Source organism: Microbacterium sp. S1037, assembly GCF_048381605.1.
In the GTDB taxonomy this organism is placed as follows: domain Bacteria; phylum Actinomycetota; class Actinomycetes; order Actinomycetales; family Microbacteriaceae; genus Microbacterium; species Microbacterium testaceum_B.
On the sequence record NZ_JBLWIG010000002.1, the window covers coordinates 35,410 to 55,987 of the forward strand.

At 70.7% G+C, this 20,578-nt stretch carries 18 protein-coding genes; 13 read left to right on the top strand and 5 right to left on the bottom strand.

Going from position 1 to position 20,578, the window contains the following annotated elements:
• The first annotated feature begins 444 nt into the window (after nucleotides 1-444).
• From ACMW4R_RS10930 to ACMW4R_RS10940, 3 genes are all read left to right on the top strand, one after another.
• Complete coding sequence (locus ACMW4R_RS10930) at nucleotides 445-1,326, top strand: LLM class flavin-dependent oxidoreductase (RefSeq protein ID WP_418299927.1); 882 nt, start codon at nucleotides 445-447, stop codon at nucleotides 1,324-1,326.
• Entirely contained in the window at nucleotides 1,323-2,099 is a 777-nt protein-coding gene (locus tag ACMW4R_RS10935) for an LLM class flavin-dependent oxidoreductase (RefSeq protein ID WP_418299928.1), read from the top strand. The genes ACMW4R_RS10930 and ACMW4R_RS10935 overlap by 4 nt, the downstream gene beginning before the upstream one ends.
• 282 nt (nucleotides 2,100-2,381) lie before the next feature.
• Nucleotides 2,382-3,002 (top strand): hypothetical protein, encoded by a 621-nt coding sequence (locus tag ACMW4R_RS10940; RefSeq protein WP_058630313.1) that lies wholly within the window; start codon nucleotides 2,382-2,384, stop codon nucleotides 3,000-3,002.
• A gap of 11 nt (nucleotides 3,003-3,013) precedes the next feature.
• On the opposite strand, the gene ACMW4R_RS10945 is transcribed toward ACMW4R_RS10940, so the two are convergent.
• Nucleotides 3,014-3,490 (bottom strand): NUDIX domain-containing protein, encoded by a 477-nt coding sequence (locus tag ACMW4R_RS10945; RefSeq protein ID WP_058615177.1) that lies wholly within the window; start codon nucleotides 3,488-3,490, stop codon nucleotides 3,014-3,016.
• Between the two features lie 9 nt (nucleotides 3,491-3,499).
• The gene (locus ACMW4R_RS10950) at nucleotides 3,500-4,096 is read right to left on the bottom strand and encodes a TetR/AcrR family transcriptional regulator (RefSeq protein ID WP_058596905.1); all 597 of its coding nucleotides are present in this window, start codon (nucleotides 4,094-4,096) and stop codon (nucleotides 3,500-3,502) included.
• A 22-nt stretch (nucleotides 4,097-4,118) separates the two neighbouring features.
• Between ACMW4R_RS10950 and ACMW4R_RS10955 the strand changes: the two genes are divergently transcribed.
• Nucleotides 4,119-5,291, top strand: coding sequence for a DUF418 domain-containing protein (locus ACMW4R_RS10955; RefSeq protein ID WP_418299929.1), 1,173 nt, complete (start codon nucleotides 4,119-4,121; stop codon nucleotides 5,289-5,291).
• A gap of 16 nt (nucleotides 5,292-5,307) precedes the next feature.
• Nucleotides 5,308-5,715 (top strand): hypothetical protein, encoded by a 408-nt coding sequence (locus tag ACMW4R_RS10960; protein WP_418299930.1) that lies wholly within the window; start codon nucleotides 5,308-5,310, stop codon nucleotides 5,713-5,715.
• A 66-nt stretch (nucleotides 5,716-5,781) separates the two neighbouring features.
• On the opposite strand, the gene ACMW4R_RS10965 is transcribed toward ACMW4R_RS10960, so the two are convergent.
• On the bottom strand, nucleotides 5,782-7,428 hold the full coding sequence (locus ACMW4R_RS10965) for a RecQ family ATP-dependent DNA helicase (protein WP_418299931.1): 1,647 nt from the start codon (nucleotides 7,426-7,428) through the stop codon (nucleotides 5,782-5,784).
• Between the two features lie 173 nt (nucleotides 7,429-7,601).
• Here ACMW4R_RS10965 and ACMW4R_RS10970 point away from each other — a divergent pair, with 173 nt between their 5' ends.
• Together ACMW4R_RS10970 and ACMW4R_RS10975 are read left to right on the top strand one after the other, a co-directional pair.
• Nucleotides 7,602-9,170 carry an ATP-dependent DNA ligase gene (locus ACMW4R_RS10970; RefSeq protein ID WP_418299932.1) on the top strand — a complete coding sequence of 523 codons (1,569 nt, stop codon included), beginning with the start codon at nucleotides 7,602-7,604 and terminating at the stop codon, nucleotides 9,168-9,170.
• Nucleotides 9,167-9,793 (top strand): hypothetical protein, encoded by a 627-nt coding sequence (locus ACMW4R_RS10975; protein ID WP_058626416.1) that lies wholly within the window; start codon nucleotides 9,167-9,169, stop codon nucleotides 9,791-9,793. The genes ACMW4R_RS10970 and ACMW4R_RS10975 overlap by 4 nt, the downstream gene beginning before the upstream one ends.
• Before the next feature lie 95 nt (nucleotides 9,794-9,888).
• Here the strand turns inward: ACMW4R_RS10975 and ACMW4R_RS10980 are convergent, their stop codons facing one another.
• Together ACMW4R_RS10980 and ACMW4R_RS10985 are read right to left on the bottom strand one after the other, a co-directional pair.
• Nucleotides 9,889-10,749, bottom strand: a complete 861-nt coding sequence (locus tag ACMW4R_RS10980; RefSeq protein WP_058596910.1) for an NYN domain-containing protein — start codon at nucleotides 10,747-10,749, stop codon at nucleotides 9,889-9,891.
• A gap of 656 nt (nucleotides 10,750-11,405) precedes the next feature.
• The gene (locus ACMW4R_RS10985; protein ID WP_418299933.1) at nucleotides 11,406-12,389 is read right to left on the bottom strand and encodes a Gfo/Idh/MocA family protein; all 984 of its coding nucleotides are present in this window, start codon (nucleotides 12,387-12,389) and stop codon (nucleotides 11,406-11,408) included.
• An 83-nt stretch (nucleotides 12,390-12,472) separates the two neighbouring features.
• Between ACMW4R_RS10985 and ACMW4R_RS10990 the strand changes: the two genes are divergently transcribed.
• The 6 genes from ACMW4R_RS10990 (at nucleotide 12,473) to ACMW4R_RS11015 (ending at nucleotide 20,566) form a co-directional block, all read left to right on the top strand.
• A complete protein-coding gene (locus ACMW4R_RS10990) occupies nucleotides 12,473-13,795 on the top strand; it encodes a M20/M25/M40 family metallo-hydrolase (protein ID WP_418299934.1) in 1,323 nt (440 codons plus the stop codon).
• A 93-nt stretch (nucleotides 13,796-13,888) separates the two neighbouring features.
• Complete coding sequence (locus ACMW4R_RS10995; RefSeq protein ID WP_418299935.1) at nucleotides 13,889-14,914, top strand: LacI family DNA-binding transcriptional regulator; 1,026 nt, start codon at nucleotides 13,889-13,891, stop codon at nucleotides 14,912-14,914.
• 291 nt (nucleotides 14,915-15,205) lie between these two features.
• Entirely contained in the window at nucleotides 15,206-16,309 is a 1,104-nt protein-coding gene (gene chvE / locus ACMW4R_RS11000; RefSeq protein WP_058596951.1) for a multiple monosaccharide ABC transporter substrate-binding protein, read from the top strand.
• A gap of 144 nt (nucleotides 16,310-16,453) precedes the next feature.
• Nucleotides 16,454-17,980, top strand: a complete 1,527-nt coding sequence (mmsA, locus tag ACMW4R_RS11005) for a multiple monosaccharide ABC transporter ATP-binding protein (protein WP_058596952.1) — start codon at nucleotides 16,454-16,456, stop codon at nucleotides 17,978-17,980.
• Nucleotides 17,967-19,232: a multiple monosaccharide ABC transporter permease gene (mmsB, locus tag ACMW4R_RS11010; protein ID WP_241490381.1), complete on the top strand. Its 1,266-nt coding sequence runs from the start codon at nucleotides 17,967-17,969 to the stop codon at nucleotides 19,230-19,232. The genes mmsA and mmsB overlap by 14 nt, the downstream gene beginning before the upstream one ends.
• A 71-nt stretch (nucleotides 19,233-19,303) precedes the next feature.
• Nucleotides 19,304-20,566, top strand: coding sequence for a substrate-binding domain-containing protein (locus ACMW4R_RS11015; protein ID WP_418299936.1), 1,263 nt, complete (start codon nucleotides 19,304-19,306; stop codon nucleotides 20,564-20,566).
• Nucleotides 20,567-20,578: the final 12 nt, after the last annotated feature.

Sequence of the window (20,578 nt, forward strand, 5' to 3'; positions counted from 1 at the left end):
CGCGGGGTGGTTGGGGCTGGTGGTTGGGGCTGGTGGTTGGTGGTTGGTGGCTGGTGGCTGGTGGCTGGTGGCTGGTGGCTGGTGGCCGCGGCCGCGGCCGCGGGGTCGGCGTGGGCTGTGCCGTTGGGCGGAGTTCGTGGGTGACACGCCGGTGGGAGTGGATCGGTGGCGGCGTGTTGCCGGTGATCTCCGCCCGACGGTACGGGGCCGCCCGTGGCCCGTGGCCCGTGGCCCGTGGCCCGTGGCCCGTGGCCGGTGGGTGGGGGCGGGCCGTGCCGTCGTGCGGAATTCGTGGGTGACACGCCGGTGGGAGTGGATCGGTGGCGGCGTGTTGCCGGTGATCTCCGCCGGACGGTACGGGGCCGCCCGTGGGCAGCCGGCAGACCGACCCACCGGATGCCGCGACCCTCGCCCGATGTCGGAGGTTCGGGGCAGAGTAGACACATGAGTCGTATCGGCACGATCTTCAGCCCCTACCCCCACCCTCCCGAGGAACTGCGCGACGCCGCGCGCGCGGCGGAGGACGCCGGTGTCGAGGAGCTGTGGCTCTGGGAAGACTGCTTCCGCTCTTCCGCGTGGGCCGCCGCAGCCGCCGCCCTCGCCGTCACCGATCACCTGCGCATCGGTGTCGGGATCGCGCCTTTCCCCCTCCGCAACGTTGCCGCCTCGGCGATGGAGGTCGCGACGATCGAGCGGATGTTCCCCGGTCGGCTCCTCCCCGGTTTCGGACACGGCGTACAGGACTGGATGCGTCAGATCGGGGCGAAGGCCGCCTCGCCGCTCACGCTCATGCAGGAGCAGCTCCCCGCCCTCCGCTCGTTGCTCGCGGGCGACACCGTCAGCGCCGAGGGGAGGTACGTCCGACTGCGCGAGGTCACCCTCGACTGGCCGCCCGCCGAGGCTCCGCTCGTCTACGCGGCGGCCGAAGGGCCGAAGACACTGGCTCTCGCCGGTGCCGTCGCCGACGGCGTCATCCTCGACAGTCGGCACACGGTCGACGAGATCGCCGAGGCCGTCGGCGTGGTGCGGGCGGGGAGAGCGGATGCCGGTCGCGACGGCCGCACCGATGTCGTCGCCTACGTGCTCACGGCCTTCGGTCCCGGCGCCCGGGAGCGGGCGGCAGCCGCGGTGGGCGACCGGCCTGACGCCGCGGATCGGGTGCTGGCCGGCTCCGTATCCGAGGTCGCCGAGGGCGTCGCTCGATTCCAGGCCGCCGGCGTCGACGATGTCGTGCTGCTTCCGACGGATGACGTCGACCTCGCGGCCTTCTACGCCGCGGTCGGCCAGGTTGCGATCGCCGTTCCGAACGCCGGAGGGGTGTCATGAGCCGGGGCGTCGTCTCGCTCGGACTGGCGGGAGCGCTCGGCCCCGAGTCGATCGCCCGTATCGCCCCCGAGGTCGAGAGAGCCGGATTCCACGCGCTCTGGATCAACGACACCCCCGACGGTGACGCCCTTGCCGCGCTCGCCGCGGCGGCGACGGTCACCGACCGTCTGCACCTCGCCACGGGGGTCGTGCCCGTCGACCGTCGACCTGGTGATGCGATCGCCGCAGAGGTGGCATCCCTCGATCTTCCGCTCGACCGGTTGACTCTAGGGATCGGCTCGGGCATCGCGAAAGAGGGCGCTCTGGCACGGGTCGGCGACGCGATCGAGGTGCTGCACGGCGCGGGCATGCCGCGTGTGCTCGTCGGCGCGCTCGGCCCGAAAATGCGCCGCACCGGCGTCGAGCGGGCCGAGGGGGTGCTTCTCAACTGGGTGCCGCCGGTCGAGGCACGCGCGCAGACCGACGCTCTGCACGAGATCTCTCCTGCTGCGCACATCGCGGTCTACGTGCGGACGGCGATCGTTCCCGGCGCGCGGGCCCGCCTCGAGGCCGAGACGGAGCGATACGCGTCGTTCCCGAACTACGCCGCGAATTTCGCGCGGATGGGGGTGGATGCCGCCGACACGACGATCCGCGACGTCACCGAGCTGAGCGACGCGCTCGAGGCGTACACCGCGGCGACCGACGAGGTCGTGCTCCGCGCGATCGTGCCGGAAGACACGGTGGAGGCGTACATCGACTTCGTGCGGCGGACGGCGCCCTCGCCGAGCTGACGGGAAGGGGGGCCACGGCTGACCCGTGTTCGCGGGGCCGACGCGACAGTCGTTTGCACGGCTCTCCCGCTGGCCTATTCGCGCCTGTCGGCGCGCGAGGGCGGTCGCTGCGGGCCCCGCACCGAGCGCACTCCGGAACACGCCGGGCCGCGCGCTCGCTGCCGGGTCGCGCTCGCTGCCGGGTCGCGCTCGCTGCCGGGTCGCTCTCGCTACCGAGCCGCGCGCGGCCGCTGCGGGACTCCGCGCGCACGTTCGCCGCGCCGCGCGCCGTAGCATGGGCCCATGCGGCGACTTCCGGTGACCCTCGTGACGATCGCGGCCACTGCGGCGCTGCTTTCCGCCTGCACCGGTGCGCCGGCAGCGGGGGACGCTCCTACAGGGAGCGCCGCGGCGGCCTCGGTCGGCCCGCCGCCCGCCACGGAGTCGAACCTCGGTTCGGAGCCGACCCCGACTCCCGCGTCGACTCCGGACGCCGCCTCGATCGCCCAAGCCGATGCGTGGCTCGGCGCGATCGCGATGCCCGCGGGGGCGGTGCGCACGGACGACAACACCCGGTTGTACACGTCGTTCGCCGGATGGATCTGCGCCCCCATTGCGGGGCGGCACGGGGAGTGGCTCGTCCCGAACGCCGATGTGGACGGGACGATCGACTGGATTCGCGAGAACCCGCCCGCCGGATTGAAGGCCACGACCGGGGGCGGCTCGTTCGGCGATGCCCCGCCGCCGACCTCCGCGACTGTCGCCTTCACCCCGGAAGACCTCTCCCAGCAGGGCGTCCTCTTCCGGGTGGATCGCAGAGGTTCCAGCGTCGCCGTGCAAGCCGACGTCGTCGCGCTCGGCTCGACCTCCGTGTGTCCGACGCCCGATCCCGGCACGAGCTTCGGTCTGCCCGGTCAGGGTTGATCCGGCGCGGGTCAGGCTGAGGTGCCGGCCGTCTCCATCCCCACCGGCGCGTCCGCGATGACTCGATCGATCCAGTCCCTGCGGGGAAGCGCGGCGATCTCGTCGCGCGCGAACCATCCCACTTCGAGCAGCTCATCTTGGTCGGCGACGGCCGCGCTCAGCAGCTCGCAGTCGTAGGCGGTGGTCACGTATCCCACCTGATCGCCGTTCGGGTAGGTCACCATCATGGGGTCCCCGCCATACACGCCGACGATCCCGCGGATGCGCACGGCGGCTCCGGTTTCTTCGCCGACCTCGCGGTGCAGGGCCTCGGCCGGCTCTTCGCCGGGTTCCACCGCTCCGCCCATCAGGCTCCACAGCCCTGAGTGTCGGTGACGGGCCAGGAGGAACCGATCCCGTTCGCGGATCACCGCGGTCACTCCCGGCAGGAGCAGTAGGTCGGTTCCGATGCGCGAGCGGATCGAGGCGACATAGTCCGAGACGGGCATGCGGCGAGTTTAGGCAACGGACCTGGCGGCGAACGGGGCCAACGCCGCAGCGACCAGCCTCTGCCCGCGCTCGGGCGGCATCCGTCCGTCCCCTTCGGCCCCACGCGCCACCGCGATGCCGTCGAGGACCGCGAGAAGCAGGCCCGCGTCGTTGGCGGTGATGTCGGCGGCGGGATAAGCCTCGGACAGCAGCATTTGCACGGCCTCTTCGGTGCGCCGCCACTCCCGCTCGTGCATCGCGCGGACCTCGGGATCGGTGCCCGCGCGCGAGGCGAAGGCGGTCCACACGATCGCGTCCCGCCGGCCCGCTTCACCGAGGGCGGCCAGTTCCTCGCAGAACACGCTCAGGCGCTCGCCCGCCGAGTCGACTCCGGCCAACGCGGCCCCGACGCGATCGTGGAAGTGCGCGGTCACGGCATCCATGGCCCCGATGATCAGCGCCGCCCGTGTGGGGAAGTGATGTTGGACCGCGCCGACGGAGACACCCGCGGCGGCGGCGACCTTGCGGACGCTGAGGTCGTCAGCGCCCCGCGTCGACAGCACGTCGAGGACCGCCTCGGTGATGATCTCCCGGCTGCTGGGCGCGGGGGGAACGCGTGGGTTCACCCTCGTAGGCTACGGTGAAGGCGTGACCAATACGAACGTATTGCCCAGTCCTCGTCGTCTCGAGGCCCTCGACGTCGTGCGCGGAGTTGCCATCGTCGGCACGCTCGCGACCAACATCTGGGTGTTCTCGCACCCGTGGGGTCTGCTCGGCATGCTGAGCTCGCCCACGGTTCCGGGGGAGCAGGCAGCCGACGCACAGTTGGTGCTCATGGCCTTGGCTCAGGGGAAGTTCCTCGCGCTGCTTTCGCTCACCTTCGGGATCGGCCTGGCCCTGCAGCATCGCTCGGCCCATAGCCACCGACGGCGGTGGCCGGGACGCTACCTGTGGCGCGCCGCGCTTCTGTTCGTCGACGGTGTCGTCAACTATGTCCTCATCGCCGAGTTCGACGTCCTGATGGGGTACGCCGTCACGGCTGCGATCGTGTCGTTCCTGCTCCTGACCCGGCCCCGGGCGCAGCGGGCGATGATCCTCGTGTTCGGCGGTCTCCACGTCGCCATGATCTCGCTCATCGTGCTGGCGCTCACGGCGATTCCCGGGGCGAACGTCGATGGAGCGCTGCCGGACGGTCCAAGTCCGTACGCCACCGAATCGTTCTGGGGTCTCGCTCTTTTCCGCGTGGACAACGTCGACGTGTTCCGCGCCGAACCGGTCCTCATCGGCTTCCTGTCGCTCGCGATGTTCCTCGCCGGTGCGGCCCTCTTGCGGGCCGGTGTCTTCACGGCCGACGGCGCAGGGCTGCGTCGCCGACTCATGGTCGCGGGGGCGTGCGCTGCTCCACTCGACCTCGTGCTCGCCCTCACGGCGACGCCCGCGGGACTCCTCCTCGAACGGTACGTTGCGGCACCGGTCGTCGGCCTCGGTCTTCTCGGACTCATCGTCGAGCTCTGTCGGTTCCGTGGAGTGAGCGGGTGGTGGGCCCGCCGCGCGACCGAGATCGGCCGGGTCGCGCTCAGCGCATATCTTCTGCAGAACCTTCTCGGCGGCGCGCTCTTCTACGGATGGGGGTTCGGGCTCGCCGAGAGTCTCGAGCCCTGGCGCGTGCCCGTGACGGTGATCGCCTTCGTCGCGATCACCGTCCTCGTCGCGAGCGCGGCGCACCTCTGGTTGCGTCGCTTCTCGACGGGACCGGTGGAGTGGCTGTGGCGCGCGGCCGCGAACCTGGGCGCTCGCGACCGGCCCTCGACCGCGTCGTGAGTGGAAGACTGACCGGATGCCACGCCCCCGAGGTCTCACCATCCGCTCCGTCGCGCGCGGCGGCCTGGCCCTGCTCCTTGTCGGCGCCGGCGTCAGCCACCTGACGTGGGGCCGTCGCGGCTACCGCATCGTCGTGCCCGGCTGGGCGACGAGGATGCTCCACACCGACAAGGACGCCATCGTCGTGGCATCCGGAGCGGCCGAAGTGCTCCTCGGCACCGCGCTCATCGCGCTCCCGCGAGAACGCGGACGGATCGGCGCGGCGATCGCCGCGTTCTTCGTCGCGGTGTTTCCCGGCAACGTGCACCAGTGGCGCACGGGGCGATCGGCACCCGGCCTGAACACCGATCGCGCGCGTTTCGTCCGGCTCTTCCTGCAGGTCCCGCTCGTGGCGTGGGCCTGGTGGGCGACGCGTCGTCCCTGACGCGTCGCCGCGCTTCGCCCCGTCGCCGTCAGACCGCGACGGCGACCGCAGACGACGCGGGATGCTCTACGCCGCCTCCCCGAGCTCCAGGATGCCGTTCTCGAACGCGGCGCGGGCGAGGACCTTGTAGCCGTGCTCGGGGAAGAAGACCGTCAGTCGGTCGTCCTCGATGCCCATGACCGTGCCGGTCCCGAACTCCGCGTGTTGGACGGTCGAGTCGATGCGGATCCCGCCATCGTCGTTCGCGTCCGTGGCCTCGACCGGCGCGACGACGCCGTCATCGCACCGGTCGCAGGAACCGCACGATGCAGGACTCTCGACACCGAAGTACTCCAGCAGAGCACGGCGGCGGCAGTGCGTGGTCTCGGCGTAGCCGCGCATGATCTCGATGCGCGAGGCGCGGATGCGCTCCTCGGCCTCATCGCGCTCACGCACGGCGGCGACGGCGTCGCCGGCCGAGACCTTCTTCTGCACGGACACGCCCTCGGCCCCCGACACGGCCAGACCACTCGCGACGAGCTGATTGAGCACGCGACCGATGACCCGAGCGGGGCGACCGCTGCGCTCAGCGACGTCTTTCGCTCGGAGCGGCTTGCGCGAACGGCGCAGCACATCCCAGACCCCCGCGATGTCGGCGCGCTTGGTGTGCCCACCCGCGAAGAACGACCGCAGCGAGAAGTCTTCGGCTCGATAGTGGAGGATCGCCCGCGCGGGCTGACCGTCGCGCGCGGCGCGGCCGATCTCCTGCGCGTACGCATCCAGCGACTCGGTCACGTCGGCGTGCACGACGAGGCGCACGTCGCTCTTGTCCACGCCCATCCCGAACGCCGAGGTGGCGACGACGACGTCGAGCTCGCCGGCGCTCCACGCGGAATGCACCTCATCACGTCGCTTCTGCGCCATCGCGCCGTGGTAGGCGGCCGCCCGGAGCCCGAGCTCACCCAGCTCGTCCGCGTACAGCTCGGTGCCCTTGCGCGTGGCAACGTAGAGGAGCGCCGGGCCCTCGGCATCCTGAACGTCCGCGAGCACGGCGCGACGCTTGTCGGCGTCGTGCTCATGGCGGCGGACAGCCATGTGGATCTCGGGGCGGTCCATGCCGCGCACCTCGAGGTGCGGATCGCGCATGCCGAGGCTCGCGACGATGTCATCGCGGACGGGCGCGGATGCCGTCGCCGTCAGCGCCAGGACCGGCGGGTGCCCGAGGGCCTCGACGGCATCCCCGATGCGGGCGTAGTCGGGGCGGAAGTCGTGGCCCCAGGCCGACACGCAGTGCGCTTCGTCGACCACCACCAGCCGCACGTCGGAGCGCGCGAGTCTCTCGAACACCTCGGCGTTGGCGAGCTGCTCCGGCGCGAGGAACGCGTAGACGGCGTCGTCGCCCTCGATCGCCGCCCAGGCTGCCTTGCGCGCCGAGGCGCTCGTGCGGGAGTTCAGGGCCACGGCGGCCGGGGCGTCGGGGGCGGCGTCGATCGAGTCGATCTGGTCGCGCTGCAGCGCCAGCAGCGGCGAGATCACCAGGGTCGTCCCGCCCAGCTCGCACCCGGCGATCTGGTACACCGCCGACTTGCCGGCCCCCGTGGGGAAGACCACGAGCGTGTCGCGCCCTCCCACGACCGCGTCGATCGCCTCGGCCTGACCGGGCAGCAGATCGTCCCAGCCGAACACCTCGCGGGCGGTGCGGGCGGACTGTTCGAGGGTGGCGGGTGCGTTCACGGTGCCTCATTCCTGGGGGAGGCTCCCAGCACACCCTGAACCTCCGACATCGCCGCGGGGGTTGCGAGGAGGGGGCGCGTGTGGAACACACGACATCCGACGTGCTCCTCGCACGGCCGCTCCGCGCGCGCAAGTGTCGAAGCGATGTCGGAGGGGGATGCCAGGATGCCGACATGCTTTTCGGCGACATCGAGACGACCCTCGTGGCGGTGACGAGCACGCGCTCGCGCCTGGCCAAAGTCGACGCCTTGGCCGCCCTGCTCAGCGACCTCGGGCCGGATGAGATCGCTCCGGCGGTGGGTCTGCTCACGGCGTCTCCTCGGCAGGGCCGGCTCGGCGTCGGCTGGCGCACGCTGTCCGCGCGCGGAGGGGCGCACGCGGCGGATCCGAACCTCACGATCCGCGAGGTCGACGAGGCGTTCTCGCGTCTCGTCGACATCGGCGGAGCGGGATCCGCGGCCGTGCGGACGGCCCTCCTCGACGATCTCGCGTCCCGCGCGACCGCGAGTGAGTGGCAGCTCCTGGTCCGCATCATGACGGGCGAGCTGCGGACCGGCGCCCTCGAGGGCGTCCTGCAGGATGCCATCTCCCGAGCCTCCGAACGCGACGGCGCCGCGGTGCGTCGGGCCGCCATGCTGTCGGGCGACCTGGGTGAGACCGCTGTCATCGCCCTGACCGGCTCCGCCGACGACCTCACCGCCGTCGGGCTCGTGGTCGGCCGCGGCGTCCAGCCCATGCTGGCGTCCACGGCCGCGACCGTGGCGGAGGCTCTGGATGCCGCGGGCCGAGCGTCGGTGGAGTACAAGCTCGACGGGGCACGGGTGCAGGTCCATCGGCGCGGCGACGAGGTGCGCGTGTTCACCCGGACGCTCGCCGACGTCACGCACCGCGTGCCCGAGATCGTCGAGGTGGCGCGTTCTCTTGCCGTCGACGACGTGATCCTCGACGGTGAGACCCTGTCCCTCGACGACGACGGTGCTCCGCGTCCGTTTCAAGACACGATGGCGCGCTTCGGTGCCGAAACGGCCCGCGAGATCGCTCTGCGGCCGTGGTTCTTCGACGTCCTGCACGTCGACGGTCGTGACCTCATCGACGAACCGCTCGAGGCGCGCCTCGACGAGCTGCAGCGTGTCGCGGGGGAGTACCGCATCCCCGCGCTGCTGACCGACGACGTCGAGGCCGCCGATGCCTTCGCCCGCGCGGCGCTCGACGCGGGACACGAGGGCGTCATGGTGAAGGGGCTCGACGCGCCCTATGCGGCGGGGCGCCGCGGCAAGAGCTGGCTGAAGGTCAAACCCGTGCACACCTTCGACCTCGTGGTGCTGGGCGTCGAGCGAGGGTCCGGGCGCCGTGCCGAGTGGCTGTCGAACCTGCATCTCGGGGCACGTGATCCCGAGGGGGCATTCGGCGAGGCGGGCGGTTTCGTGATGGTGGGCAAGACCTTCAAGGGGCTGACCGACGAACTCCTGCGGTGGCAGACCGCGCACTTCGCGGACCGGGCGATGGGTGAGGTGGCCGGTGGCATCCGTGTCGTCCCCGACACCGTGGTCGAGATCGCGATCGACGGGGTGCAACGCTCGGTGCGGTACCCCGGCGGGATTGCTCTGCGCTTCGCCCGGGTCAAGGGGTACCGCCCCGACAAGCCGGCGGTCGAGGCCGACACGATCAGCACCCTCCGGGCGATGCTTCCGGGTGGTGCCGCCGGAGCGGCGACCTCCCCCGACGAGAGGACGACACGATGAGTCTGGCTCCCTGGCTCGACGGCGAACTGGGCTACCGCAGCTTCGGCACACCGGGCGCCCCGCGGGCGGTGTTCGTCCTCCGTACGGGCGACGTCTCAACCACGGATCCCGATGCGCGTGTGACTTCGGGGTACGACGTACGGGTCGTGGCGGTGGGGCTCGACGCCCCCGAACTCGAGGATCCGCCGGTGTTCGGCGGACAGACGCCCGCGGGCCTGACCGTCGAAGCGCTGCGCGACCTCCTCGAGCGTGAGGCCCCCGGCGCGACCGTGGGACTCGTGGGCGAGCGGGCGGCCGGACCGATCGCGATCTACCTTGCCGCGGCGATGGGGCCGGTCGTCGACCGCCTCGCGATCGTCGGCGTGGCGAGTCCGTCCGACCCGTTGAGTCGCGACCTGCGGACCCCTCTCCTCGACCATCTCGACGCGGAGGCGCTGGTGATGGTCGGCGGAGGGGGACCCGCCGCGGTCGCCGACGCCGAGTGGTACGTCGGGCGCATGAGGGCGGCCGAGATGCAGGTTGTCCCCGACGACGAGATCGGCTCGGTCAACGGAGAGATCACGCTCACGTCGGTATGGGACCGCGTTCTCGCTCACGTCGCCCCGGGCGCCGCGCGTCGCTGACTCGCCGCGAGTCTCGGCTCACCGCTGCCGACGCGTCGCGGCATGGACCGCGCGCGCTCGAGTCGCCGGCGGATCGATGGCGGGATGGCGCCGGGTCAGCCCCGCGACACCGCCTTGACCTGCACGACGTTGGACTCCTCGTCGACCTCGACGTGATCCGTCTGCGCCTTCAGGAAGTCCGAGAAGCTCCGGAACCCGAGCGCTTTCTCGCTGAACGAGGGGTCGAGGCGCTTCATGAGGTCCTTCACGGCGGAGGCGTGCAGCCATTCGCCGTCGGCGCGCTCGCCCTCGAGCTGCATCGCGCGGTCGAGCAGGTCGACTGCCGGGTCCTTCGAACGCTTGCGTGCGCGGGGCCGCGAGGGCGCGGCATCCTTCTTCGTCTCCGCCAGATTCGGGATGCCGGGAAGCGAATCGTACGAATCGAACCGGTCGCACGCCGCTGCGAGCGACTTGGCCGTCGAACCGGCCACGCCGACGCCCACGACGTAGCGTCCGAGTCGCTTGCAGCGCTGCGCGAGGGGGACGTAGTCGCTGTCGCCGGCGACGATCACGACGTGAGTGAGGTCGGGGAGACGGAACATGTCTTCGACGGCATCCACCGCGAGGCGGATATCGGCGCCGTTCTTCGCGTACGCCGCCGCGGGGAAGAGCTGCACGAGATCGACGGCGCGAGCGACCAGCTGTGAGCGGTACTCAGCGTTCACGGGGGCCGACCAGTCGGCGTAGGCGCGCGTGAGCACGAGTGTGCCGAACGACGCCGCGTAGTCGATGACCGCCCCGACATCGATGGTCGCCTTGGTGAGCCGGTCGGCGATCTCGGGATCCATCGGGTTCTCGGCGATCTTTTGCCGGTCGCGCGAGTAGGCGTTGCGGCCGTGCACCCGGTCGTACCAGGACATGACGATGTTGTCGAAGTCGAGATAGACGGCGACGCGGGCGCTCTGCGTTTCGGGCATGGCATCCAGTTTCACCCGTCGGGGCTGCCAGGGCCAGTCCGCGGTCGGTCGCGCCGCTCGGCGCGGTGGTCGGCGTGCTGCTCGGTGCTGCGTGGTGTGCCGTCGTGCGGAGTTCGGCTGCGGCGCGCCGGTTCGGGCCGTTTCGGGGCGGCGTGTCGGCCACGAACTCCGCGCGACGGCACGCCCCTGATGCCCACCGCCCGTACGAACCGGCCACGGACTCCGCGGGACGGCGCGCCCCGTACGCCGCACGCCGGGGGAATGGATGCCGTGGGCCGGTGCTGCGGTAGGGGTGGGGTGTGTGCCGTCGTGCGGAGTTCGTCCGCGGCGCGCCGATTCAGCTTGTCTCGTGGCGGCGTGTCGGCCACGACCTCCGCGCGACGGTACGCCCCGAATGCCCGCCGCCCGTCCGAACCGGCCACGGACTCCGCGCGACGGCGCGCCCCGTACGCCGCACGCCGGGGGAGTGGATGCCGTGGGGCGGTGATGCGGACGGGGTGGGGTGTGTGCCGTCGTGCGGAGTTCGGCCGCGGCGCGCCGGTTCGGCCCGTCTCGTGGCGGCGTGTCGGCCACGAACTCCGCGAGACGGTACGCCCCGACGGCCCGCCGTCCGGGAAATGGACGCGGCCGGTGCCGCCCCGCCGATCGCCCCGGACTCAGCGCTCCCCGGGGTAGACCACGCCGATCTGGCGGCGGACCTCGTCGAGGACGCCCATGATCGCGACGGTCTCGTCGATCGGCAGCACGTCGCTCGAGGTCACGCCGGCCGCGACGAAGCGCTCGGCGGCCTCGGCCTGGAACTGCATGCCGCGACCCTCGATCTCGGTCGTGAACTCCTCGAGCACGTCGCCGTCGGGCGACACCACGCGGAACGACGTGGGGGTGTACCAGACCCGGTCGATCTCGATCCGGGCGTCGGTGCCCACGATCTGCGCGGTGTTCGCTCCCGCCCCGCGCGACGACGACACGGTGGTCGACAGGGCGCCGCCGGGGTGCACGAAGAGCGTGGCGACCTCGGCGTCGCTGGCGGCATCCGACAGTCGGGCGACAGCCGAGACGCTCTCCGGCAGGCCGAGCACGTCGACGGCGAACGAGATCGGATAGATGCCGAGGTCGAGCAGGGCACCGCCCCCGAGCTCGAGGGCGTTGAGGCGGTGAGCGGGGTCGGTCGAGATCTTCTGCGTGTGATCGGCTGAGACCACACGGATCTCACCGAGGGTCCCCTCGGCGATGATCTCGCGGATGCGCACCATGTGCGGGAGATACCGGGTCCACATCGCCTCCATGGCGAGGAGGCCCTTCTCGGCGGCGCGGTCGCGGATGATCGCGGCTTCGGTCTCGTTGAGCGTGAAGGGCTTCTCGACCAGGACGTGCTTGCCGTGGTCGAGGGCGAGCAGCGCGTTGTCGACGTGACCCGGGTGGGGGGTGGCGATGTACACGATGTCGACCGTCGGGTCGCTCACGAGCTCTTCGTACGAGCCGTGCGCGTGCGGGATGTCATACTGCTCGGCGAACTCGCGCGCGCTCTCGATGCGGCGGGAGCCGACGGCGGCGACGTCGAGGCCCGCCGTGCGGAGGTCGGAGGTGAAGGCGTGGGCGATGCCACCTGTCGCGAGGATGCCCCAGTGCAGTCCGGTCATGGTCCCACCGTATCGGCGGCGTCCGACATCGACCGCCCCGTCTGCGCGGGGAGTCTCGGATGCCGCGGGCTTAGGCTCGCTGCATGACGCCCGTCGAGCGATTCCGCGAGCTCCTGCGCATCCCCACCGTCTCCCGGGTGGACCCCGCCGAGGTCGATACAGGCCGGTTCGAGGAGTTCCACGCGGCGCTCGCACGGCTCTACCCGCTGACGCACGCGCGGCTGGAGCGCGAGGTCGTCGCCGGTCACTCGCTGCTGTACCGGTGGGCGGGGGAGTCGGCGGATGCGCCCGTCGTGCTCCTCGCACACCAGGATGTCGTGCCGGTGGACGGGCAAGCGTGGCGGCATGCGCCCTTCGACGCCGTCGTCGAGGGGGAGGGTGTCGAACAAGCGATATATGCCCGTGGAGCCATAGATGACAAGGGTGCTCTCGTCGCCATCCTCGAGGCGGTCGAAGAAGCGCTGGCGGAGGGTGTCACGCCGCGGACCGACGTCTGGCTCGCGTTCGGTCACGACGAAGAGACGCACGGCTCGGGGGCTCGTGCGATCGCGGCGCTCCTCGCGGAGCGTGGCATCCGTCCGGCCCTCGTGCTCGACGAGGGTGGGGCCGTGGTGGAAGGGGCGCTGCCGGGCGTGGCGGCACCGACCGCGATGATCGGCGTCGCCGAGCGCGGGGTGGCGACGTTCGATCTGGTCACGCGCGAGGCCGGGGGCCACGCCTCGACTCCGCCGCGCCTGCCCGCGACCGCCCGGCTCGCGCGCGCGATCGACCGCCTGCGTCGACGTCCGTTCCCGCTGCGGCTCGCGGATCCGGTGCGCGCGATGCTCGGGACGGCCGCCGCCCACGCGGGCGAACCCCTCCGCACGCTCTTCCGGCGCACCAGCCTGTCGGCGCCGGTCGTCACCGCCGCGTTCTCTCTCCTCGGTCCCGAGACGAACGCCCTCGTTCGCACGACCGCGGTCGTGACCCGGCTCGAGGGCGCGGCCGGCGAGAACGTCCTGGCCACGACGGCGCGCGCGAGCGTGAACGTCCGACTCCTCCCCGGAGACACGCTCTCCGACGTCGCGATCCATCTCCGCCGCGCCGTCGCGGATCCGCTCGTCGACCTCGAGCTCCGCCAGGGCGGCGAGGCCTCTCCGGTGTCACCCTGGCACGGCGACGAGTGGCGCCGCGTGGCGAGTGCGGTTGTCGCGACGCTCGGGGACGACGTGGTGCCTCTGCCCTACCTCCAGCTCGGGGCGAGCGACAGCCGCTTCTACACCGGTCTCACCGCGAACGTGTACCGGTTTGCACCGTTCCACCTCACCCGTGCAGAGCGCGACGCTCTGCACGCGCCGGACGAGCGCATCCGCGTGGATTCCTGGCTCCGCGGCATCCGCTTCTACCGGGCTCTCCTCGAATCCTGACCGTGCGATCGCGCGCGGCACGCAACGGACGAAGCGCCGGGTTATCCTCGTGTGACCGGTCACGCGAGGGCCGTTGACGCAAAGAGGCGAACCATGAGCGAGACCGACCTTCCGGATGCCACGGGCCGTGCCCCCAGCATCCGCGACGTGGCGCGTCTCGCGGGGGTGTCCTATCAGACGGTTTCGCGGGTCATCAACAACAGCCCCCAGCTCCGCCCCGAGACGGCGGCGCGGGTCCGCTCGGCGATCGCCGAGCTGAAGTTCGTCCCGAATCAGGCGGCACGCGCCCTGGCGACGAGTCGTTCGCGTCTCATCGGCGTCCTCGGTCCGAGGACGACGACGCACGGCACGGCGACGATGGTCCAGGCCATCGAGTCCGCAGCCCGCGCCGCGGGATACCGGCTGACCCTGACGAATCTGGCCACGAGCGCCCCCGAGGACGTGCGTGCCTCGATCGATCACCTCATGCAGCAGTCGGTCGAGGGGCTGATCGCGGTGGCGCCGCAGACGCGCGTCGTTCCGATCCTCGACGAGCTGCGGCTCCCCGTGCCGGTGCAGATCGTCGCCTCGACGGGCACCTCGACCTCGCACAACGACCAGGCGGCCGGCGCGCGCGCCGCGGTGCGCCACCTCATCGAGATCGGGCACACGCGCATCCTGCACATCGCCGGTCCCCGCGACTGGGTCGAGGCCGACCACCGCATGCGGGGGTACCTGGCGGAGATGGATGCCAACGACCTCGCGCCGCGTCCACCCGTCCTCGGCGACTGGACGGCGCAGTTCGGTTTCGAAGCGGGCCTCGAGCTGCTGCGCACCGAGGACGCGACCGCGGTGTTCGTGGGCAATGACCATATGGCGCTCGGGTTCATGCATGCCGTCCGGGCCATAGGACGCTCGGTGCCCGAGGACATCTCGGTGGTCGGCTTCGACGATGTGCCGGAGTCGGCGCACCTGTGGCCGCCGCTGACGACGGTGCGGCAGGACTTCGCGGGCATCGGCGCGCGCGCGGTGCGCGAGGTCCTCGCCGCGTTGGGTGAACCCGCCGACGCGGGCGCCTCGGTCGAGCCCGACCACCTGCGCCTGATCGTGCGATCGTCGACCGCGCCGCCCAGTCGCTGATCGTCACATTTCGGCAACGGCTGGACGGGGTGCGCACGCGGACTTGACACGTCGGTCCCGCACGGGGGTAGCATCACACACACAATGTGAACGGTCACATGACCGGTCACACGACCGACGGGACTCGCTGCGGAGCGGATCCGTCGAGACGAAGATGTTTCGACCGTCTTTCGTTTCGCCCTGTCGAATCGTGCGTCCGGCGTGACCTCGTCCGCAGAGACCGCGGTGGGCTCCACGTGGAGACACCGCGACACAAACCCAATGGAGGGAACCAGAGTGAACAAGCACAGCATGCTCAAGACGATCGCCGGAGTGGGCGTTCTCGCGCTCGGCATCGGCCTCGCCGGTTGCGCCGGAGACCGCACGGGCAACAGCGCTGGCGGCGACCAGGAGGCGGGTGGCACCATCGGCGTCGCGATGCCGACCCAGCAGTCGGAGCGGTGGATCGCCGACGGCAACAACGTCAAGTCGCAGCTCGAGGAGCTGGGCTACCAGGTCGACCTGCAGTACGCCAACGACGACATCCCCACCCAGGTCTCGCAGATCGAGAACATGATCACCACGGGCGCCAAGGCCCTGATCATCGCCTCGATCGACGGCACCACGCTCACCGACGTGCTGCAGCAGGCCAAGGACGCGAACATCCCCGTCATCGCGTACGACCGCCTCATCAACGGCACCGAGAACGTCGACTACTACACGACATTCGACAACTACAAGGTCGGCGTCCAGCAGGCCACCTCGCTTCTCACGGGCCTCGGCGTCCTCGACGCCTCGGGCAAGGAGACCGGCGCCACCGGCCCGTTCAACGTCGAGCTGTTCGCCGGAAGCCCCGACGACAACAACGCCACGTTCTTCTGGAACGGCGCGATGGACACCCTGAAGCCGTACATGGACAAGGGTGTGCTCGTGGTGCCCTCGGGTCAGACCGAGTTCGGCCAGGCCGCGATCCTCCGCTGGCTGCCCGAGACGGCGCAGAAGCGCATGGAGAACATCCTCACCGTCATCGGGGGCACCAAGCTCAACGGTGTGCTCTCGCCCTACGACGGTCTGTCGATCGGCATCATCTCGGCCCTCACCTCGGGCGGCTACTCGGCCAGCGACCTCCCCGTCATCACGGGTCAGGACGCCGAGGCCGGCTCGATCAAGTCGATCATCGCCGGCGAGCAGTACTCGACGATCTTCAAGGACACGCGCGAGCTCGCCAAGCAGGCCGTGACCATGGTCGACGACATCCGCAAGGGCGAGACCCCCGAGGTCAACGACGAGAAGACCTACGACAACGGCAAGAAGGTCGTCCCCTCGTACCTCCTGCAGTCGACCATCGTGACGAAGGACAACTACAAGGAAGTCCTGATCGACAGCGGTTACTACACCGAGGCCGACCTCAAGTAATCCCCGTGGGCGCGCCCTGCGCCGCCCGCACCGCCTCCGCCGCGATCGACCCGTTCGGTCGCGGCGGAGGCGCCCCCACGTCTCTCACCCCCACCGGCCCATGGCCGGCCCTGCAAGGAGGACCTCGTGAGCACCATCCTCGAGATGCGCTCGATCACCAAGGAGTTCCCCGGCGTCATCGCGCTCGCCGACGTGTCGTTGACCGTCGGGCGCGGAACGGTCCACGCCATCTGTGGCGAGAACGGCGCCGGCAAGTCCACTCTCATGAAGGTGCTCAGCGGTGTGTATCCCGCGGGCGACTACCGCGGCGAGATCGTCTTCGACGGCAAGACCGTCGAGTTCAAGGACATCCGCGACAGCGAATCCGCCGGCATCGTCATCATCCACCAGGAGCTCGCGCTGAGCCCCTACCTCTCGATCGCCGAGAACATCTTCCTCGGCAACGAGATCACCCACCGCGGTCTCATCGACTGGGACGCCACCAACCGCGAGGCGTCGAAGCTGCTCGCCCGCGTCGGGCTCGGCGACAGCCCCGACGTGCCCGTCAACGAGATCGGCGTCGGCAAGCAGCAGCTCGTCGAGATCGCGAAGGCGCTGTCGAAGGACGTCAAGCTCCTCATCCTCGACGAGCCCACCGCGGCCCTGAACGACGACGACTCCGAGCACCTGCTGGATCTGATCCGTCACCTCAAGGGCCAGGGGATCACCTGCATCATCATCAGCCACAAGCTCAACGAGATCCGCGCGATCGCCGACGAGGTCACGATCATCCGCGACGGGCGCACGATCGAGACGCTCGACGTCGCCACCGGCGGCACGAGCGAAGACCGCATCATCCGCGGGATGGTCGGACGCGAGCTCGAGAACCGCTACCCGGACCGGGACGTCGAGATCGGCGAAGAGGTCCTGCGCATCGAGGACTGGAACGTCAGTCACCCCACGGATGCCAGTCGCACGGTCATCCACAACGCGAACCTCACCGTTCGCGCCGGCGAGGTCGTCGGGATCGCCGGTCTCATGGGTGCCGGTCGCACGGAGCTCGCGATGAGCGTCTTCGGCAAGAGCTTCGGCTCGCGCATCTCGGGGAACGTGTACGTGCGCGGCCAGAAGGTCGACACCTCCACGGTCCCCGCGGCGATCCGCAGCGGACTCGCGTACGTCACCGAAGACCGCAAGGGCGCCGGACTCAACCTGATCGACACCATCAAGCGCAACATCTCGATCGCCGGGATGCGCAAGCTCGTGAAGGGCGGGTTCGTCGACGGCGACGAGGAATACCTCGTCGCCAACCGCTACCGCAAATCGATGAACATCAAGGCGCCGAGCGTCGATGTGGTCGTCGGGAAGCTCTCCGGCGGCAACCAGCAGAAGGTCGTGCTGTCGCAGTGGCTCTTCTCCGACCCCGAGGTGCTCATCCTCGACGAGCCCACGCGCGGCATCGACGTCGGCGCGAAGTACGAGATCTACACGATCATCAACTCCCTCGCGGCACAGGGGAAGGGCGTGCTGGTGATCTCTTCGGAGCTCCCCGAGCTGCTCGGCATCTGCGACCGCATCTACACCCTCAGCGAAGGCCACATCACCGGCCAGCTGCCCATCGAAGAGGCCACTCCCGAGGCACTCATGGTGCTCATGACGAAGGAAAAGGAAGCCGACCATGTCAGCGCTTGACAACACCGTGACCCCGCAGGGTCCCGCGACGCCGAAGGGTCCCGTCGGCGGCGGCACCGGCGGCGGTGCCGGCAGCATTCTGCAGTTCTTCACGTCGCGACTGCGTGAGATCGGCATCTTCATCGCCCTGATCGTCATCGTCCTGCTCTTCCAGGCGCTGACCGGCGGGCGCCTGCTCACCGCGGGCAACGTGTCGAACATCATCGTCCAGAACAGCTACATCCTGATCCTCGCGATCGGCATGGTGATGATCATCATCGCCGGACACATCGACCTGTCGGTCGGTTCGGTCGCCGCCTTCGTCGGTGCGGTCTCGGGTGTGCTGATCGTGCAGTGGGGCCTGCCCTGGTGGCTCGGCATCCTGCTCTCGCTCCTCCTCGGTGCCGTGGTCGGCATGTGGCAGGGCTTCTGGGTGGCGTACATCGGCATCCCGGCCTTCATCGTGACCCTGGCGGGCATGCTGCTCTTCCGCGGTCTGACCCAGATGACCCTGGGCAACACCCAGATCACGCCGTTCCCCACGGAGTACCGCGCGCTGGGCGGCGGCTACCTCTTCCCCGACCTGTTCCCGGCCGCGTCCTCGCCGGCGGAGTGGATCACCGTCGGCCTCGGCGTGCTGACCCTCGTCCTCTTCGTCGTCTCCCAGGTGCGTCAGCGGGCGAAGCGCGCTGCGCTCGAACTGCAGAACGAGCCGCAGGTCGCCTTCCTCGTCAAGCTCATCGGCGGCGGCGCCCTGATCGCCTACCTCACCTACCTGCTCGGCGTCGCTCCGGGATCGCGCGGGACGCCCATCGTGCTCGTCGTGCTCGGCGTGCTGATCATCGGGTACTCCACAGTGATGAGCCGCAGCGTGTTCGGTCGCCACATCTACGCGATCGGCGGCAACCGCACCGCCGCGAAGCTGTCGGGCATCAACACCCGTCGCGTCGACTTCCTGCTCTTCGTGAACATGGGCGTCCTCGCGGCCCTGGCGGGCATCGTCTTCACGGGCCGACTGAACTCCGCCGGCCCCGGCGCCGGAAACCTGTTCGAGCTGGATGCCATCGCCGCCTCGTTCATCGGTGGCGCCGCCGTCCAGGGCGGTGTCGGCCGCGTGGTCGGCGCGATCGCCGGTGGTCTGGTCATGGGTGTGCTCAACAACGGCATGTCGCTCATGGGTATCTCGACCGACGTCCAGCAGTTCATCAAGGGTCTCGTGCTCCTTCTGGCCGTGGCCTTCGACGTGTGGAACAAGAACCGCACGCGCGGTTGATCCACCCCCGTAGAGACGCCCCGACGCTTCCGCGCCGGGGCGTCTCGTCGTTCCTGCGGCAGGATGGAACGGTGACCCCCCGCACGCCCGTCCGCCGCGCCGCCGCGGTGCTCGCCGTGCTCGCGCTGGGACTCGCCGGTTGCACGGCGACGTCGACCCGGGCGGCCGGCTCGAGCGACGGGGCCGGCGTGATCGGCGTCGCGCTGCCCTCGACCACCGATGCCGGATGGGAGCACGCGGGGGAGGCCGTGGCATCCGAACTCCGCGATCGTGGCTACCGCGTCGACCTGGAGTACGCCGCCGACGACGCGCGAACGCAGGCCGCGCAGGTGCAGAACATGCTCACGAAGGGGGTGGATGCCGTGATCGTCGCGCCCCTGTCCGCCGAAGAGCTCGCGGCGCCCGCCGAACTCGCCGACGAAGACGGCGTTCCGGTCGCCCTCCTCGGTCGCGGTCTCGCCGTTTCCGGAGCGGGGTTCGCCGCGGTGGTCGAGCCGGAAGAGCTCGGCCGCGCCCAGGCCCAGGCTCTGCTCGACGCGCTCGACGCGGGGCAGGGGGCGGATGCCACGGACCCGACGCCCGCCCCCGGGACCGAGACCCCCGAGAGCGCCGCGCCCGAGACGGTCGCACCCGACGACGTCGGCCCGACCTCGCCGGCCGGACCCGTCGAACTGACCGTGCTCGCCGGCGCCGCGGACGACGCCTGGGAACAGCGCCGTCACGCCGCCTCGATCGAGGCCCTGACCCCCGCGGTCGACGAGGGGCGCCTGGTCATCGCGTCGGGCGCGACGTGGGATGAGGCCGCCGTCGACGCGGATCCACTCGACGTCTCGGACGCCGCGGAGAAGCGCGTGCGGAACGCCGTCGCGGAGGCGGACGCGCGGGGTGAGACGGCCGGCCGCACGGCGTTCCTCGCCCTCGGCGACGACGTGACCCGCGGTGTCGTGACCGCGCTCACCACCGACCCGCCCGTCTCCGAGACCGCTTCGCCCACGCCGTCGCCCTCGCCGGCCGCGGAGCGTTCGACGCCGAGCGTCGACCGTCCGACCCCGATCGTCGTCGTCTCCGGAGCCGACGTCGGGACCGTGCGCGCCCTCGAGCAGGGCACGCTCACCGCGACCGTCTTCGTCGACACGCGCGATCTGGCCGCGCCGATCGCCGATGCCGTGGAAGCGCTGCTCGACGATCGCGAACCGGAGTCGGACGGCACCGAGATCCCCGGATCGACGGACGTCCCGGCTGTCGCGGTCGGCCCGCAGACCGTCCGAGCCGACGACATCACGCGTGTCCTGCTCGACACCGGCTGGATGACCCCCGAAGAGCTTTCGGGATAACCCGAACGAGGG